Genomic DNA, 14897 nt, shown 5'->3' with positions numbered 1-14897 from the left:
GAGAAGTCATTGCTTACTAAAATACAATATGATCAAATAATCAGAGTCTTCCCTGTACTTGAAGAGATCAGCTCTGAGGAATGGGAAGCATGCGAGCCCGTAGTGCGTCATTTTGCGGAGAAAACAGTCGTTTTTAGTGCGGTAGATTATGAACAATATTCGATATTTATCGTCCAAGGCAAAGTGAGAATTACCAACCTGAGTGAGAACGGAAGAGCCACAGCTATGAACCAAATTAGTGAGGGTGACGTTTGTTCTTTAATGGTATTGAGTACGATGAGCCAACGAGAGTACCTTGGATTTATGACATCAGAAACAACGATTTTAGCGCTATTCCTGAAAAAAAGTTATTTTATTAAGTGGATTGAGACTTACCCTAATTTCCGCAAGTTTATATTTGAGAACATCTTGAATGGCTTTGTACATTTGACAGGTCTCATTCATAATGTGTTGTTTCAGAGATTGGATTTGCGGTTAGCTAAATTTCTGATTGAAAAGACCTCGGTTTCGCAGCCTGTGCTACGCATGACCCAAGAGGAAGTAGCTATTGAACTGGGCACGGCACGTGAAGTAGTCAGTCGAATATTTAAACGCTTTAAAGAAGAAGGATATATTCAAGCCGGACGCGGCTACTTGAGAGTTGTACATCGCAGTAAGCTTGAGAAGCTTGAGATTAGTTAATGGATTAATGGAGGAGCTTACCAATGAGGTAGCTTCTTCTATTTTTATTAAATAACGGAGGAAGCCATGATGCTTAAAGAAAAATATAAGAGAGTTCTAAATGAGTTTCTAGATAAAGAGAAAAACGAAGAAATAGTTATCGGCATATTCGTCTCTGGGTCGTATGTTCTTGACGATTTACATGCTAATTCGGATCTTGATGTTTTTATGGTCACAACAGACACTTACATACAAATTGCAGCAAATGTGATCGAGGGGATTGAGCTTGAATGCTGCTACAAGCCGCTTAAACAGTATTACTATGATCTCAATATTACAAGGAATCCAGTGGACATTCAGAGATATGCTATCGGGGAGATATTATATGACCCCATGGGTGAAGTGCAACCGGTTATTGCCAGAGCTAATGAGATTTACATCCAGGGTCCAAATAATAAAATCAATGATTCCGATTTATATCACTTAAGCGATCTGTTTTTAGATCTGGAAGATCGAATAAACTCTGCTTATGGAAGGGTGCTGCTAGTTAAAGCATTTGAACAATTAATCAAAGTATATTTCAAGAAAGAAAATTTATGGGAATGCAAGATAAGCCAGTGTATTGCAAAATTGAAAGCTCATCACGCTGAAGTTGGTCAATTGGCAGAGGATTTATTAATGGAACAGAAATTAAATAATCAGTATCAAAAGCTCTTATTGCTGAAAGAGATCATAATGAGTGGGGTTCAACCTCTGGATAAGCTGTGGAAAACCCCAAGGATCATCGCTCCCGCTTTAAAGGAAGAACTCAACTAATTTCGGTTGGATGCTATTGCCAATGTGATGGGCTGGTGAGCGAAGGTGGCAGCTTTGTCTGGGTATCACCTATTGCCGCGTTGAGCTGAGCTTGGGTGAGGAAGATGCTTTCTGTAAGGTCGGCGCCACTGAGGTCGGCGTCTCGAAAATCAGCTCCGATGAGATCAGCAGCTCTGAGGTCTGCACCTCTGAGATCAGCAGCAATAAGGTAAGCGCCTCGCAAATTGGCACCACTGAGGTCGGCGCCTTTGAGCTTGGCCCCGATGAGATCAGCTCCACGGTTGTAGGCCTTCCGGTATGCGGAAGGTTTTTTATTATGATGATGGGCTTCAGCTCTCACGAGTTCGCTAGTCCTTAAGAGTAATTCATTGACGTTGGCTCGATGCACTGGCATGTCTAGTTCTATGAGCGCTTCAGGACTGAGAAGTGTGAGCTGCTCTGTTTCTTCAAGAGCCGAACGGATGGCGTCATGTAATGAATAAGCGGATTGCAGAGTCAGCGCTTCGGTCAGGTACCAGAGCAGCTCGTGTAATTGCTTCATAATGGGGAGCACAGTAAACATTTGCGTCGCGGATGCTGGGACTTGCCGCCAATCTTTCCCGCCAAAGGTGACTTGGGATACTTTTTGCCCTGCGCCGAAGCAATCGTAAACCGTGCAGCCCTTAAGACCCTGCTGCCTAAGGTTTTTATGAATACTGCAGTGATAGTCCGCTTGCAGATTATGACACGGCTGACCGCCGTCTTTGGTGAACGCAAAATCTGCTGAAGCAGCGAAGGGCAGCGCAACACAGCACAAGCCGAAGCAGCTATCACAGTTGGATTGCAGGCTGCGACGACTACTTTCAGCGAATACAGCTTCTGAATACTCGTGATTCTCAGACATTTTTTGTGGTCCCCCTCCGTTTTATAGTTAGCTTATATAGTAGATCCGAATAGACTATTCGTCAATCCTTGTTGAATCTGATCCCCTCGGATCAGCCTGTTGCTGAAATGAATAAAAGCTAACTTTAGCGCTTTTCACCACTTTGTTATGTGACTTAGTCACAGAAGAGTGCTCTGGTTTAGTCTAAAGTAGGGAAGGTAGTGAGAAACCAACGAGGAGTTGATCGAGAGATGAAAATACAATCAGGAATGACAGCGCCAAATTTTGAAGTGGAGGATATGTTTGGCAAGCAGGTGAGCTTACAGAGTTATACAGAGCGTAAAGTGTTACTGGCTTTTTTTCGCAATTCAGCTTGTGCCATGTGTAATTTACGTGTGCATCAATTGATTCAGCAATATGCGGAATGGAGTCAGAAGGGGTTTGAAATCATTGCAGTTTTCGAATCGCCGCTTGAGAATATGGCTCCGTACGTAGGTCAAAGAGAGGCACCATTTCCAATCATATCGGACCCGCATGCAAAGCTTTACGAGCTATATGGCGTAGAGACTTCCGCAGAAAAAATTCAGAAAATGTTGACAAACCCCGAGACTGGGCAAATGATTATTCATGCAGCAGAACAAGGTTTTCCGTTAATTAAAGAGGAAGGGAGTAATTTCAATCGTCTGCCTGCTGAATTCTTAATCGGACCGCAGCTAAGAATTCAGCAAGCTTTCTATAGCGATGTGGTATATGAGCATCTGCCGCTGGAAACCATTGCACAGTTTGCAGCCTCGAGCGTCTAGCAATTGCTTATCTGGCATATTTTTTATTGGAATACATCAGCGGATAATGACTTCCATGAGATGTTAAATCCCTTCCGCCAAACAAGGAAATTCACAACGAGTAATAATCCCATATATCCATATAAACCGCCGTTAAGTATGGTAGCTAAGTAATGAATTCCGCCCAATAAAGAAACCAATACAATAAGTGCAAGTATAACCCAGAATTCGTTTTGCTGCCCAGCTTCAGAGGCTTCCGAGAATGGCAGAGCTTTTCTTAATGCTCGAAATGAAATAAAGGTGAACAACAAAATACTCAAGAAAATGACTAGTAAATGAGGAAAAATTCTAGCTCCGAATAGTAAAGTGAAAAGAATGCTTTCAATTATAAAAACAGGAAGAAGGAGCTTAATAATGAAGGCTTTAAGCGTTCCCTTAAAGATGGGAGCTGTATTCTGAAACGGAACGGTTTTGTAAATCCAGGCTGCTTTATATTTAGAGGAGTATTTAAGCATCATAATGACGGTAGGGATCATAATAGCGCATAGGTAAAGGCTTAAATACCAATTACCCGCTGCAACCGCACTCAACCCTTTATCCTTAAATTCATTAAAAATAAAAATAAATGGAAAGATAATCGAGAAGCCGAGTGTGGGATAGACCTTGAGCTTAAATTCCCTTTCATTACCCATCATGTAAATAGCAAAACGAAAGAAGGTGCGTTCATCTTGGCTTCTGCAGACGACCTTCGAGATTATTTTTAACAACCAACCGTTGCCTTTTTGATTAGTGATGCTGTTGTTGGCTAACTTTTGCAGATATCGCTCAAAGGTAGGCATTAGATTGCTGTATATTTTAAGGGCTATAAACGGTACTATGAGTGCGAGTATCGAGAAAATAATAAACTGGGTTTGGTTTTGACCATGCAAGAGCCATTCAAATGGGGCTCCGAACCATAAGGGAATAACGAATACTTGCCACCAATGAGCTTGGAATTCGAAATTAAACTTGATCATGTTGAACGAACGTACTACTAGCTGATACCCCACGGTAATAACAATAGATAGAGCGATTTGGACATAGTTGATCATATCCTTAAGCTTCTCTCCATCAAAAAACTTTAAAATCAATAAATAAACCATGGCTGTCATCACGACTATCAAGATATCGAGCAGAATTATTTCCACCACGAATACTAAGAAGAATAAAACGCCATTTTTGACCAGGCTGGTAACCAAGGGAGCGGCAGATAGTGAGCCTGTTAAGAAGAACAAATAAACGATGATGTGGATCAATTTGGCCATACTGACCGTTTTACGGTTAATGGGTTTCGAGAGGATGATCGTGCGGTCGCGAATATCCAAAAGGACAGCAGAAAAATCCGAGATCATCGAGGTCATGACCAGGAACATCAGAATTCCAAAGATAAAGCCCATTTGAAACAGATAATTCTGCCCGACGAAGAGCAAGGGAACCATAATGCCGCCCATCAATGCATAAAACCACAATGATTTAATAAAATTATTCTTATCGCTTGAATCTGTACGTTTTTTGGTGGATTGATTGAATATGGCGGGAACTCTTCTGCCATCCATAGTCAGCTTAACCTGTACCAGCTTGCGCATGATTGGATAGTCTATGCCCATTTTCACGAAATAGCTTTGCAGTAAATCCAATAGCTTAAGTGTCCGAAATTCTTTCATGTTTACACCTCTTGAACAATAGAAACGAATTGTTTAGCAATGTTCTGATGTTCGTGAAAACCAGTGAGTTGATTAAAAATAGCTTCCAGCGAGCCAACCTGTGATTTTTCTTTAAGCTCAGCGAAGCTGCCATCGGCAATAATCTCCCCGCCATCCAGCAGGATGATGCGATTGCTGATTTTCTCCACGACATCCATGATATGCGACGAATAAAAGATCGTTTTACCTTGACGGGCTAGCTGGGCTAGAATTTCTTTGACTACTATCACACTATTGGCGTCGAGACCACTGAGGGGCTCATCTAGAAATAAGACATCCGGGTTATGCAGCAAGCTGGAAACAAGCAATACCTTTTGTTTCATACCTTTGGAATAGGAGGATATGCGAGATTGATAGACATCAGATAAACCGAACAAATCTATCAAACGCTTGGCTTTCCATTCTGCTTGCTCATCACTAAGCCCATACAAATTACCAATAAAGGTCAAATACTCACTTGCTGTAAGGGCATCATATAGCTCGGCTGTTTCCGGAACATACCCAATTCTGCTTTTGTAACTAATATCCCCGTTTGAGATGTCGCTCCCGAATATCCGAATTTCACCTGAATATCCTTCAACCAAACCGAGCATAGCTTTAATCGTAGTGCTTTTTCCAGCGCCATTTGGACCAATATAGCCGATTATTTCCCCTTGATGCACGTCCAAATCGATCCCTCGTAGAACATAAGTATCACCATACATCATGCGCAATCCGTTAATAGAAATGACTAGCTCGTTTTTGGAATTCATAGGTGCTCCTTTTAATAGATTAGCTAAAATTCTACTAAATAATTACAGTTACGTAATCATTATTACATTTATGTATGCACTAAGACAAGGTGCGATGGAAGGCCAATCTAGCTATCTCGATTCTATTATTATTTATTTTTAAACAATAAGTGCAACCTTTTCTAGGGAAGTGCCGTTTAAAGGTTAACTCTAGAGGAGCAGTACACTAACTTAAACAGACAAAAGGAGATTAACTAAAATGAAAAAAATTATATCAGTAGCTCTAACAACTGTACTTGTAGGTAGCTTGTCATTCGGGACAGCATTCGCATCATTTACCGACGTTGACGATTCTCAAAAAGTAGCGATTGACCTTCTTAAGGATCGTGGAATCGTAAGCGGAATAGATAAGCTTCACTTCGCACCTAAAGGTAAAATTACTTACGCACAAAGCGTTCAAATGATAGTTAAAGGCTTGGATTTTAATTTAGATACTATGCGTTTTATTAAACAACCTTTAGCATCCGATACGTACACGAATGTTTCCAATGATTCTTGGTATGCAAATGCATTTGTTATTGCTAAATACAGTGGCTTGGAAATTCCAGCGGATGTAAATCCGAATGCAGTTATAACACGTGAGCAATTCGGGGATTTGTTAGTACGTGCATTGGAAAAGAAGGGTAGCTTCCCTACCGTGAAAATGTTTATTCAATTCAATGATGAAGCGCAAATTACCCCGGATCTGCAAGGCAGCTTGCAAAGAATGGTACTATATAAAATTGCTGAGCTAGATAAGAAAGGGAATTTCGAACCTAAAGGCGAGGTTACTCGTGGACAAGCTGCAACTTGGGTTTACAACACCGTTCGTTTTCTAGAAACACATGAAGCTGCACCAGCTCCAACACCAGCGCCAACTGAACAGGTAACAGTTAAAATTGATAAAATAAGCGACGATGTAAATAAAGTAACCTTATCTCGTGGTGAAAAGCCAAATGCAGGGTATGGTATTGTGATTAACAGCATTCGTTTTGCACAAGATGGCCATGCCGTTGTTACTTATTCAATGGTTGAACCAGATCCAGATAAAATGTATGCAGAGATGCTTACAGAAGCTAAGGCTGAAACGTATATTTCATCGAAATATACAGTAACATCAGAGCCTTCATTTGAAGGGATTAAAGGGCAAGTAACCACTGAATCACTTCCTGAAGCTAACAGATAATAGAAACAGAAACAGAAACAGAAACAGAAACTAACAGCAAATAAATGCCGCTTATCTCTTTAATGAGGTAAGCGGCACTTTTTTGTTTTATATCCGAGGCAGAAGGAGCTCAAAGGTTGTTCCTTGGGGAGAGCTTTCTACTAATGAAAGCTTCCCATTCAAAGCATTGGCCAGCATGCTGCTAAATGTAAGGCCAAGCCCTAGTCCATGAACAGCAAGCTTCTTGTTACCGCCGCGAAAATAGCGCTCGAAAATATTCTTCTGCTCTTCGATTGGAATGCCTTTTCCAGTATCCGTAACATGAATGGCCAGCATTGTGCTAGATTGCGTAAGCAGGGTGACTTTGATCTGTTCTTGATTCTGTCCAGATAGGGCTTGGCGGCTATTGTTCAGTAGATTGACGATAATTTGCTGAATTCGACTAGGGTCTCCATAAGCAAAAAGTGGTTGCGGCGGAAGCTCTGTAATCAGATCTAGGTTCTCATCTTGATAGAGCAAGCTCCACTGATAAGTGATCTCTTTAAGCAGCTTGCCTAGATCAAACTGAATCTGCTCTACATTAATCTTGCCAGAGGCGAACGAATTGAAGTCCAATAAAGCGATAACCATTTGCTGCAGTCGTTCGGTTTCTTTTATTGAGATGTCGAGAAACTCCTCGGCTTCGGTTCCAGTAACTATCTTGTCCCGAACGGCATGGATCAAACCATTAATCGAGGCAATCGGTGTCTTCAGCTCATGCGTGACTCCAGCCAAAAGCTCTGTACGCAAGTCCTCCAGCTGTTCCAGCCGCACGGCCATCCCGCGAAAGGAAACGAGCAACTCATAGATTTCTTTTTCTTTGACGGTATTTTGCAGCTCAATATTGTAATCGCCAGCTTCAATTTTCTTAGCAGCTTCGGCAATATCTCGAATGGGTCTTGTTAGCTTTTGCAGGATAAGATAAATGACCAGCCAGCCGAGTAATCCTATGCCGCCTAATAGTAAGGCAAGCAAGCGAGACTCTTGATTAATTTTGGTAATAGCCTTCTTGGTCTGGCCTATTGTTATCGTGCCAATCGTTGTGTCTTGATAGAGAATAGGCTCTGAAACTGTATATTGGGCAGCCTTAGGAGGTTCGGGCTGAGCTGGCTTATCGCCTTGAGGATCCGCAATGTTTGGTTGATTGGACTGGCTATAAATCATTTGATTGCTGTTGTTTTTAATGATTACAGAGACATGATCGGGTATGTGATAAAATCGCTGTCGGCTATCAATTAAATCGCCGAAATTATTGGGCAGCTTTATGGAGCCTTCTGGAGAGGTAACCTTTTCAGCTAACTCTTGAGCTAGCAGCTGCATCAGCTGCAGGCGATTCTGAACCGTTGAATGTCTTACCCAGAGAAAGGATAGCAGACCAATTGATAGCAGCCCAATGCACAAAATGATCACATAACGATAAGTCCAATGTCTTAGCATGGAGGGGCGATTAATTGTCTTTGTTGACATAGAACTGATACCCCGTTCCCCGTAATGTGCGGATTTCTCCTTCTTCCGGAGGCCAGTGCAGCATCGATTTGCGCAGCCGTTTGATCGCTAAATCCACGGCACGGTCACTGCCTTCATAATCGATTCCCCAGACTTTCTCTATTAGCTGTTCTCTATGAAATAATTGGTTGGGGTTTTCTGCTAAGAATAAAAGCAATGCGATGTCCTTGGGAGTGATCGTTAAGCTGGCACCATTTAAGAAAACCTCGCGAGCTTTAAAATCAATTTTTAAGCTTCCAAAATATTTTTGTCCAGAAGCCACTAAGGATTGGACAGGTCTGCGTAAAACCGCATTAACTCTTGCCACAACCTCATCTGGAATAAAAGGTTTAGTGATGTAATCATCAGCTCCATTGTCTAAGCCGGTAAGCCTATCTTGGATATCACCGCGAGCAGTTAACAGGATGACGGGGCAAGCGCTTTTACGGCGAATCTCAGCTAGCACTTCCCAGCCATTCAAGCTTGGCAGCATGACATCTAGCAGTACAAGCGTTGGCTGAAGCTCTTCAAATTTCTTGACAGCTAAGCCCCCATCCGCACATATTTCACAAGCATATTCTGCTTTTCGTAGATAAGCAGCCAGCACACGAGAAATCGCAGGCTCATCTTCAACTATTAAAATGGTTTTCATGCTTGTTCCTCCAAGGGATAGGACCCAGAATATGTCTCTTAGTATAACGCAAACTAGCTGATTGCTCTATCGTTACCTTTTATCATAATTCATGTTTATGTCAAGGGGATGTCAAACGGATAAATAGTTAAATATTTTTTTGTTCGGAAATTGTACAGAAATAGCCCCGTAGAAACGCAGGTGAATGTGGTAAGCTTTAATCGTAAGTACAAGGAGGGAAATATAATGGGAGTACCTGGATGGGTTTGGGTCGTTTCGGCTATTACAATTTTCATAATATCGTGGATTGCCATATATATAATTAACAAAGCTTACTCGAAAAAATGGGAAGAGCCAGAAGAAATATCTTGAGAATAGCGAGTGTAAATATCCCTTCTCCAAAGTTAATCTCGATTAACTTCCGAGAAGGTTTTATTTTATAATTATAAAGTATATTCCTTGACAGACATATTCCAGTTTAGGTATATTAATAGTGAGAATCTGTTTCAGGAAAAGGGTGATCTTATGAATGTAATGACTTTCAGTGCTCTTGCCGAACCCAACAGATTAGATATTGTTGAACTATTGCGTGATGGACCGTTGACTGTAGGTCTAATTGCTGAACGACTTGAGCTTAAACAGCCCCAAACCTCTAAGCATCTGCGGTTCCTTAGTGATGCGGGGCTTGTTGAGATGCAGCCAATGGCAAATAAACGAATCTACAAATTAAGGCCTCAATCTCTTAAGGAGCTAGATACTTGGTTGGAGACCTTCCGCCGTATTTGGGAAGAGAAATTCGATAATCTCGATAATTATTTACGTCTATTGCAAGATCAAGAAAAGGAAAAAACTAAATCGGAGGAATAAAAATGCCTGAAAACGAGTTTGTCATATCACGTACTTTCAAAGCTTCGCGGGAATTAATGTTCAAGGTATGGTCAGAGCTTGAGCATTTCAAAAAATGGTGGGGGCCAACAGGCTTTGCATTGGAATCCTCTAAGCTGGATTTCCGTCCAGGCGGCATATTCCATTATTGCATGCGTGCTCCAGATGGCTTCGAAATGTGGGGTAAGTTTGTCTATCATGAAATCGTAGCGCCAGAAAAAATTGTATTCGTCAATTCTTTTTCGGATCCAGAGGGCAATATAGTTCCAGCCCCATTCGAAGGTAAAATCCCATTGGAAATCAAGAATACGCTAACCCTCACTGAAAATGAAGGCCAAACGACACTAACATTACGTGGTGGACCCATTAATGCAAGTGAGGAAGAGCGCAGCTTCTATAGTGGTATGTTCGATAGTATGAATCAAGGCTTCACCGGAACGTTCGATCAGCTTGAAGCATATTTGGCTACATTTGAGTGAGCGATAAATAAATAATAAAACCAGCCCGACACAATTAGTGTTTGGACTGGTTTTTATTTGTGATGGCAAGGATGAATTAAGCTTTTTTCATCATATCGTGATCGACATAACGTGAGCCGTTCAGCTCACTGATGATATTGATTGCTGCTTTTGCGCCATCGCCCGCTGTAATAATCGCATGTACGCTTACGCCTGCCACAGTGCCTGCTGCCCAAATACCAGGAATGCTGGTTTTGCCGCTAGCATCGACATCGATAATCGTTTTAATTCTTGGCTCCGTGCCGTCTTTGGTTGCTAAGCCTATATGTACAGCTAGATCTGTTGCTGCGCCTGTTGCAAAGATAATGTGTTTAGCTTCATAGGATGTGCCTGATTCCGTAGTAATCGTCAGCCCATTTTCTGTTGAGGTGATATTCAGTACAGTATCTTCTACAATTTCGGCTCCGAATTTAACGGCTTGCTGCTTACCTATTTCAATTAAATCAGGTCCGCCTATTTCTAGTATGCCGTAATGATTCTCGAACCATGCATGCTTGGTCATTCCTTTGTTATTCTCGAATACCAAAGTTTTCTTACCAGCCTTAGCAGAGAAGATTGCGGCACTTGCGCCTGCGGGACCTGCACCAATAATTGCGATTTCATACATAAATGTCAGCCTCCAATTAATTTTAGTAGCTTACTATATATAATTATAGGTAATGTTTCATAAAGAATCAAATTATATGAAGTTCATAAACAGTTCATAAAAATATAGTATGATTATTTCAAACTGAAGTTATGAAAGAGTACTTACAAGGAGGAAAGCTAATGTTCAAATTGTTTCGGTTCGCAAGTCCGTACAGATGGATGATTGCTGCGGTTGTGCTGCTGATGTTTCTGCAAACAATTGGTCAGCTGTACCTACCGACGTTTATGGCTGACATTGTTAATGTCGGTATTCTTCAAGGCGATTCGGGCTACATCTGGCGAATTGGCGGTATTATGCTGTTGATTGCGGCTGGGGGCATGCTCTGTAATGTGTATGCAGGCTACCTTTCAGCCAAGATTGCTACGGGTTTTGGTAAAATTACGCGTGGCAAGGTGTTCACACATGTCGAGCGATTTTCGCTGCAAGAGTTTGACAAGATAGGAACAGCTTCACTAATCACCCGTACTACCAATGATATTACTCAAGTGCAGCAAGTGTTTTTTATGATGATGCGAATGTTCCTTAGTGCTCCGTTGATGATTGTCGGTGGGATTGTGATGGCGGTATCCAAAGATGCTAAGCTCTCACTAGTTTTAGTTGGGGTTATCCCCATTCTGGTTGGGGTTATCGTGCTGATTGCGGCTAAAGGGATTCCACTTTTTCGGGTGATGCAAGGTAAATTGGATCGTTTAAATCTGGTGCTGCGTGAGAACTTAATCGGTATACGAGTTGTTCGTGCCTTTAACCGTACGGATCATGAGCGTGAGCGTTTCGGATCAGCCAACGAAGATTTGACGGTTACGGCGATTAAAGTGACACGAATTATGTCTATTATGTTCCCGATTATGCTGTTTCTGCTCAATATAACGATTGTCGCTATCATGTGGTTTGGCAGTATTCGCATAGACTCGGGGAGTATGCAGGTGGGTGATTTAATAGCCTTTACCCAGTATGCTGGGCAAATTCTATTCTCGCTAACGATGGTATCGATGATGTTCATGATGGTGCCGCGTGCTTCGGCATCATCTGTGCGAATTAATGAAGTCCTAGGTACAATGCCGGTTATCATTGATTCGACTAGCGATCATAAAGAAGTTACGGATAAAGGCTCCGTACATTTCAAGAATGTTACTTTCAGCTATCCGGGAGCGGAGCAGCCTGCGATTCGCAATATTACTTTTAGCGCAAATTCTGGTGAGGTTACGGCTATTATTGGAGGGACGGGATCCGGTAAATCGACACTCGTGAATTTACTGCTTCGTTTCTATGATACGGACAGTGGAAGTATTCTCGTGGATGGTACTGAGGTTAGCAAGATGAGTCAGGAAAGTCTGAGGGCGAAGATAGGTTATGTTCCGCAAAAAGCTTCCTTGTTCACAGGTACAGTTGCTGATAATATTCGCTTCGGTAAAGAATCGGCTTCACAGGAAGAAGTGGAGCAGGCAGCCAAAGTAGCGCAAGCGGAGGAATTCATCACGGGTATGAAGGAAGGCTATGAAGCTGTGATTTCGCAAGGCGGAACGAATTTATCCGGTGGCCAGAAGCAGCGGCTATCGATTGCTCGAGCACTTGTGCGCAGGCCGCAAATTTATGTATTCGACGATAGCTTTTCAGCGCTCGATTTCAAGACGGATGCCAAGCTTCGCGCAGCGTTGTTGGTTGAGACCGCAGATGCAGCCATGCTGATTGTAGCCCAACGGGTGAGCACCATTATGCAAGCAGATCGGATCATTGTGCTGGACAATGGTGAAATCGCTGGAATTGGGTCGCACCGTGAATTGATGCAATCCAGCACCGTTTATCGCGAGATCGTCTTGTCACAACTGTCTGAGGAGGAAAGCGCATGAGCCAAGATCACAAAGGAGCGAATCGCAAAGAAACGACTCAGCAGCAGGGACCGCCGCCAGGTATGGCATTCGGCAGAGGACCGATGGGACTAGGAGCGCCAATCCAGAAAGCTAAAGATGCCAAAGGCACGATGAAGCGGCTTCTCGGTTATTTAAAGCAGCATCGTATGAAAATTTTTGTCATCTTCCTCACAGCTATTTTGAGTACTTTATTCGGAATTATTAGCCCTAAAATTATGGGGAAGGTAACGACTCATCTCTTCACATTCTCGATAGCGAAATTTAAAGGTACGTCTGGAGTCTCCATTGATTTCGATTATATTGGAAACATCTTATTACTGTTACTAGGCTTGTATTTGGTCAGTGCCTTATTTACGTTTATCCAGCAGTATATCGTTGCCGGCTTGGCACAGAAAATTGTCTTTAAGCTGCGCAAGGATGTACAAGATAAGCTGGTCCGTCTGCCATTGAAATTCTTTGATTCTCGGACACATGGAGAGATTCTTAGCCGTGCAACGAACGATGTCGATAATATCGGGACCACAACGCAACAAGTGCTTTCCCAGCTGATTTCTAACATTGTGTTATTAATAGGTACAATTGTAATGATGTTTACAATTAGTTTCTGGCTAACGTTAATTGCTCTAATTACACTGCCGTTAAGTATTCTTATCACTAAGAAAATCTCTTCATACTCTAAGCAATATTTTGTCTCACAGCAGAAGTCGATTGGTGAATTAAATGGACATGTCGAAGAAATGTACGGTGGGCATACGATTGTTAAGGCATTTGGACACGAGGACAAATCCGTGGAGAAATTCTCCGAGATCAATGATAAGCTTTACGATTCAGGCTGGCGGGCACAATTCATTTCCGGGATTATTATGCCGTTGATGATGTTTGTCGGCAACATTGGCTATGTGCTAGTCAGCGTAGTTGGTGGTGTTTTTGTTACAACAGGGGCGATTACTATTGGTAATGTTCAAGCATTTATTCAATATTCGCAGCAGTTTACGATGCCGATTACTCAGGTTGCCAGTATTGCCAACCTAATACAATCCGCGCTGGCATCAGGCGAACGTGTTTTTGAATTGTTGGATGAAGAGGAAGAAATACCAGAATCAGCGGTTGAGAAATCACTTGCTTCGCCTCGCGGCAGTGTCAGCTTCGAGAACGTTAAGTTTGGCTATAAAGCGGAAGAACCTGTTATTGAGAACATGTCAATTAAGATTCATGAGGGGCAAACGGTGGCGATCGTAGGTCCAACCGGAGCCGGTAAAACAACACTCGTCAACCTGCTAATGCGGTTCTACGAAATTGACGGTGGTCGCATTGTCATTGATGGAGTAGACATTCGTGATATGAAACGCAGTAGATTGCGCAACCTGTTTGGGATGGTGCTTCAAGATACGTGGCTGTTTAATGGTACTATACGAGATAATATTGCCTATGGCCGTGAAGGGGCAAGCGAGGATGATGTTGTCCAAGCAGCGAAAGCGGCTTATGCGGATCATTTTATCCGCACATTGCCAGAAGGTTACGATACATTACTGAACGAGGAAGCATCCAACCTCTCACAAGGTCAGAAACAACTGCTCACTATCGCTCGCGCTATCTTAGCGGATCCAGCGATTCTCATTCTGGATGAAGCAACGAGCAGTGTGGATACGCGAACAGAAATGCATATCCAGAAAGCAATGACCGAATTGATGCAAGGAAGAACCAGCTTCGTAATCGCCCATAGACTTTCTACAATTCGTGAAGCCGATTTAATTCTCGTCATGAAAGGCGGTACTGTCATTGAACAGGGCACACATCATGAGCTTATTGAAATGAACGGGTTCTACACTGAGCTGTACAATAGCCAATTTGCGGTTGGAGCTTAACTAGAGAGAGGTATTGTTAGCATCATGAGGCGACCTTCGGGTCGCTTTTATTTTTAAAATCTCACAATCCAAGGATGAAAAACGAATTAGACAGAAAATAGAGCAGGTTGTACAATATAAACTATATATTATTACTATTTCCTACCTAGGAGCTGGCATA

The 14897-nt window shown here is 42.3% G+C and carries 15 protein-coding genes; 9 read left to right on the top strand and 6 right to left on the bottom strand.

Annotation, left to right across the window (positions count from 1 at the left end):
* Window positions 1-9 precede the first annotated feature (9 nt).
* Window positions 10-681 (top strand): Crp/Fnr family transcriptional regulator, encoded by a 672-nt coding sequence (locus tag EHS13_RS34470; protein ID WP_155704745.1) that lies wholly within the window; start codon window positions 10-12, stop codon window positions 679-681.
* Between the two features lie 66 nt (window positions 682-747).
* Complete coding sequence (locus EHS13_RS34465) at window positions 748-1476, top strand: nucleotidyltransferase domain-containing protein (protein ID WP_155704744.1); 729 nt, start codon at window positions 748-750, stop codon at window positions 1474-1476.
* A gap of 13 nt (window positions 1477-1489) precedes the next feature.
* Here EHS13_RS34465 and EHS13_RS34460 read toward each other — a convergent pair whose 3' ends face one another.
* Window positions 1490-2359 (bottom strand): pentapeptide repeat-containing protein, encoded by an 870-nt coding sequence (locus EHS13_RS34460; RefSeq protein WP_155704743.1) that lies wholly within the window; start codon window positions 2357-2359, stop codon window positions 1490-1492.
* 230 nt (window positions 2360-2589) lie between these two features.
* On the opposite strand from EHS13_RS34460, the gene EHS13_RS34455 reads away from it, so the two are divergent.
* On the top strand, window positions 2590-3141 hold the full coding sequence (locus tag EHS13_RS34455; protein WP_155704742.1) for a peroxiredoxin-like family protein: 552 nt from the start codon (window positions 2590-2592) through the stop codon (window positions 3139-3141).
* A 23-nt stretch (window positions 3142-3164) separates the two neighbouring features.
* On the opposite strand, the gene EHS13_RS34450 is transcribed toward EHS13_RS34455, so the two are convergent.
* Window positions 3165-4823 (bottom strand): hypothetical protein, encoded by a 1659-nt coding sequence (locus tag EHS13_RS34450; protein ID WP_155704741.1) that lies wholly within the window; start codon window positions 4821-4823, stop codon window positions 3165-3167.
* Window positions 4824-4825: 2 nt separating this feature from the next.
* Window positions 4826-5614, bottom strand: a complete 789-nt coding sequence (locus EHS13_RS34445) for an ABC transporter ATP-binding protein (RefSeq protein WP_155704740.1) — start codon at window positions 5612-5614, stop codon at window positions 4826-4828.
* 238 nt (window positions 5615-5852) lie between these two features.
* Between EHS13_RS34445 and EHS13_RS34440 the strand changes: the two genes are divergently transcribed.
* Window positions 5853-6818 (top strand): S-layer homology domain-containing protein, encoded by a 966-nt coding sequence (locus EHS13_RS34440; protein ID WP_155704739.1) that lies wholly within the window; start codon window positions 5853-5855, stop codon window positions 6816-6818.
* Window positions 6819-6905: 87 nt separating this feature from the next.
* On the opposite strand, the gene EHS13_RS34435 is transcribed toward EHS13_RS34440, so the two are convergent.
* Entirely contained in the window at window positions 6906-8303 is a 1398-nt protein-coding gene (locus EHS13_RS34435; RefSeq protein WP_155704738.1) for a HAMP domain-containing sensor histidine kinase, read from the bottom strand.
* Window positions 8284-8973, bottom strand: coding sequence for a response regulator transcription factor (locus tag EHS13_RS34430; protein WP_155704737.1), 690 nt, complete (start codon window positions 8971-8973; stop codon window positions 8284-8286). Before EHS13_RS34430 ends, EHS13_RS34435 begins: the two co-directional genes overlap by 20 nt.
* A gap of 225 nt (window positions 8974-9198) precedes the next feature.
* Between EHS13_RS34430 and EHS13_RS37315 the strand changes: the two genes are divergently transcribed.
* The 3 genes from EHS13_RS37315 (at window position 9199) to EHS13_RS34420 (ending at window position 10316) form a co-directional block, all read left to right on the top strand.
* Window positions 9199-9324, top strand: coding sequence for a hypothetical protein (locus tag EHS13_RS37315; protein WP_264373567.1), 126 nt, complete (start codon window positions 9199-9201; stop codon window positions 9322-9324).
* Between the two features lie 153 nt (window positions 9325-9477).
* Window positions 9478-9819 carry an ArsR/SmtB family transcription factor gene (locus EHS13_RS34425; protein ID WP_155704736.1) on the top strand — a complete coding sequence of 114 codons (342 nt, stop codon included), beginning with the start codon at window positions 9478-9480 and terminating at the stop codon, window positions 9817-9819.
* Between the two features lie 2 nt (window positions 9820-9821).
* Window positions 9822-10316 (top strand): SRPBCC family protein, encoded by a 495-nt coding sequence (locus EHS13_RS34420; RefSeq protein WP_155704735.1) that lies wholly within the window; start codon window positions 9822-9824, stop codon window positions 10314-10316.
* A gap of 76 nt (window positions 10317-10392) precedes the next feature.
* Here EHS13_RS34420 and EHS13_RS34415 read toward each other — a convergent pair whose 3' ends face one another.
* Window positions 10393-10962, bottom strand: coding sequence for an FAD-dependent oxidoreductase (locus tag EHS13_RS34415; protein WP_155704734.1), 570 nt, complete (start codon window positions 10960-10962; stop codon window positions 10393-10395).
* 161 nt (window positions 10963-11123) lie between these two features.
* Here EHS13_RS34415 and EHS13_RS34410 point away from each other — a divergent pair, with 161 nt between their 5' ends.
* Entirely contained in the window at window positions 11124-12851 is a 1728-nt protein-coding gene (locus EHS13_RS34410; RefSeq protein ID WP_155704733.1) for an ABC transporter ATP-binding protein, read from the top strand.
* Entirely contained in the window at window positions 12848-14737 is a 1890-nt protein-coding gene (locus EHS13_RS34405) for an ABC transporter ATP-binding protein (protein WP_155704732.1), read from the top strand. The genes EHS13_RS34410 and EHS13_RS34405 overlap by 4 nt, the downstream gene beginning before the upstream one ends.
* Window positions 14738-14897 lie beyond the last annotated feature (160 nt).

This window comes from Paenibacillus psychroresistens, from assembly GCF_009728935.1.
Classification (GTDB): domain Bacteria; phylum Bacillota; class Bacilli; order Paenibacillales; family NBRC-103111; genus Paenibacillus_AC; species Paenibacillus_AC psychroresistens.
Note: the sequence above shows the minus strand (reverse complement) of the source record. Positions and strands in the feature narration are given on the sequence as shown.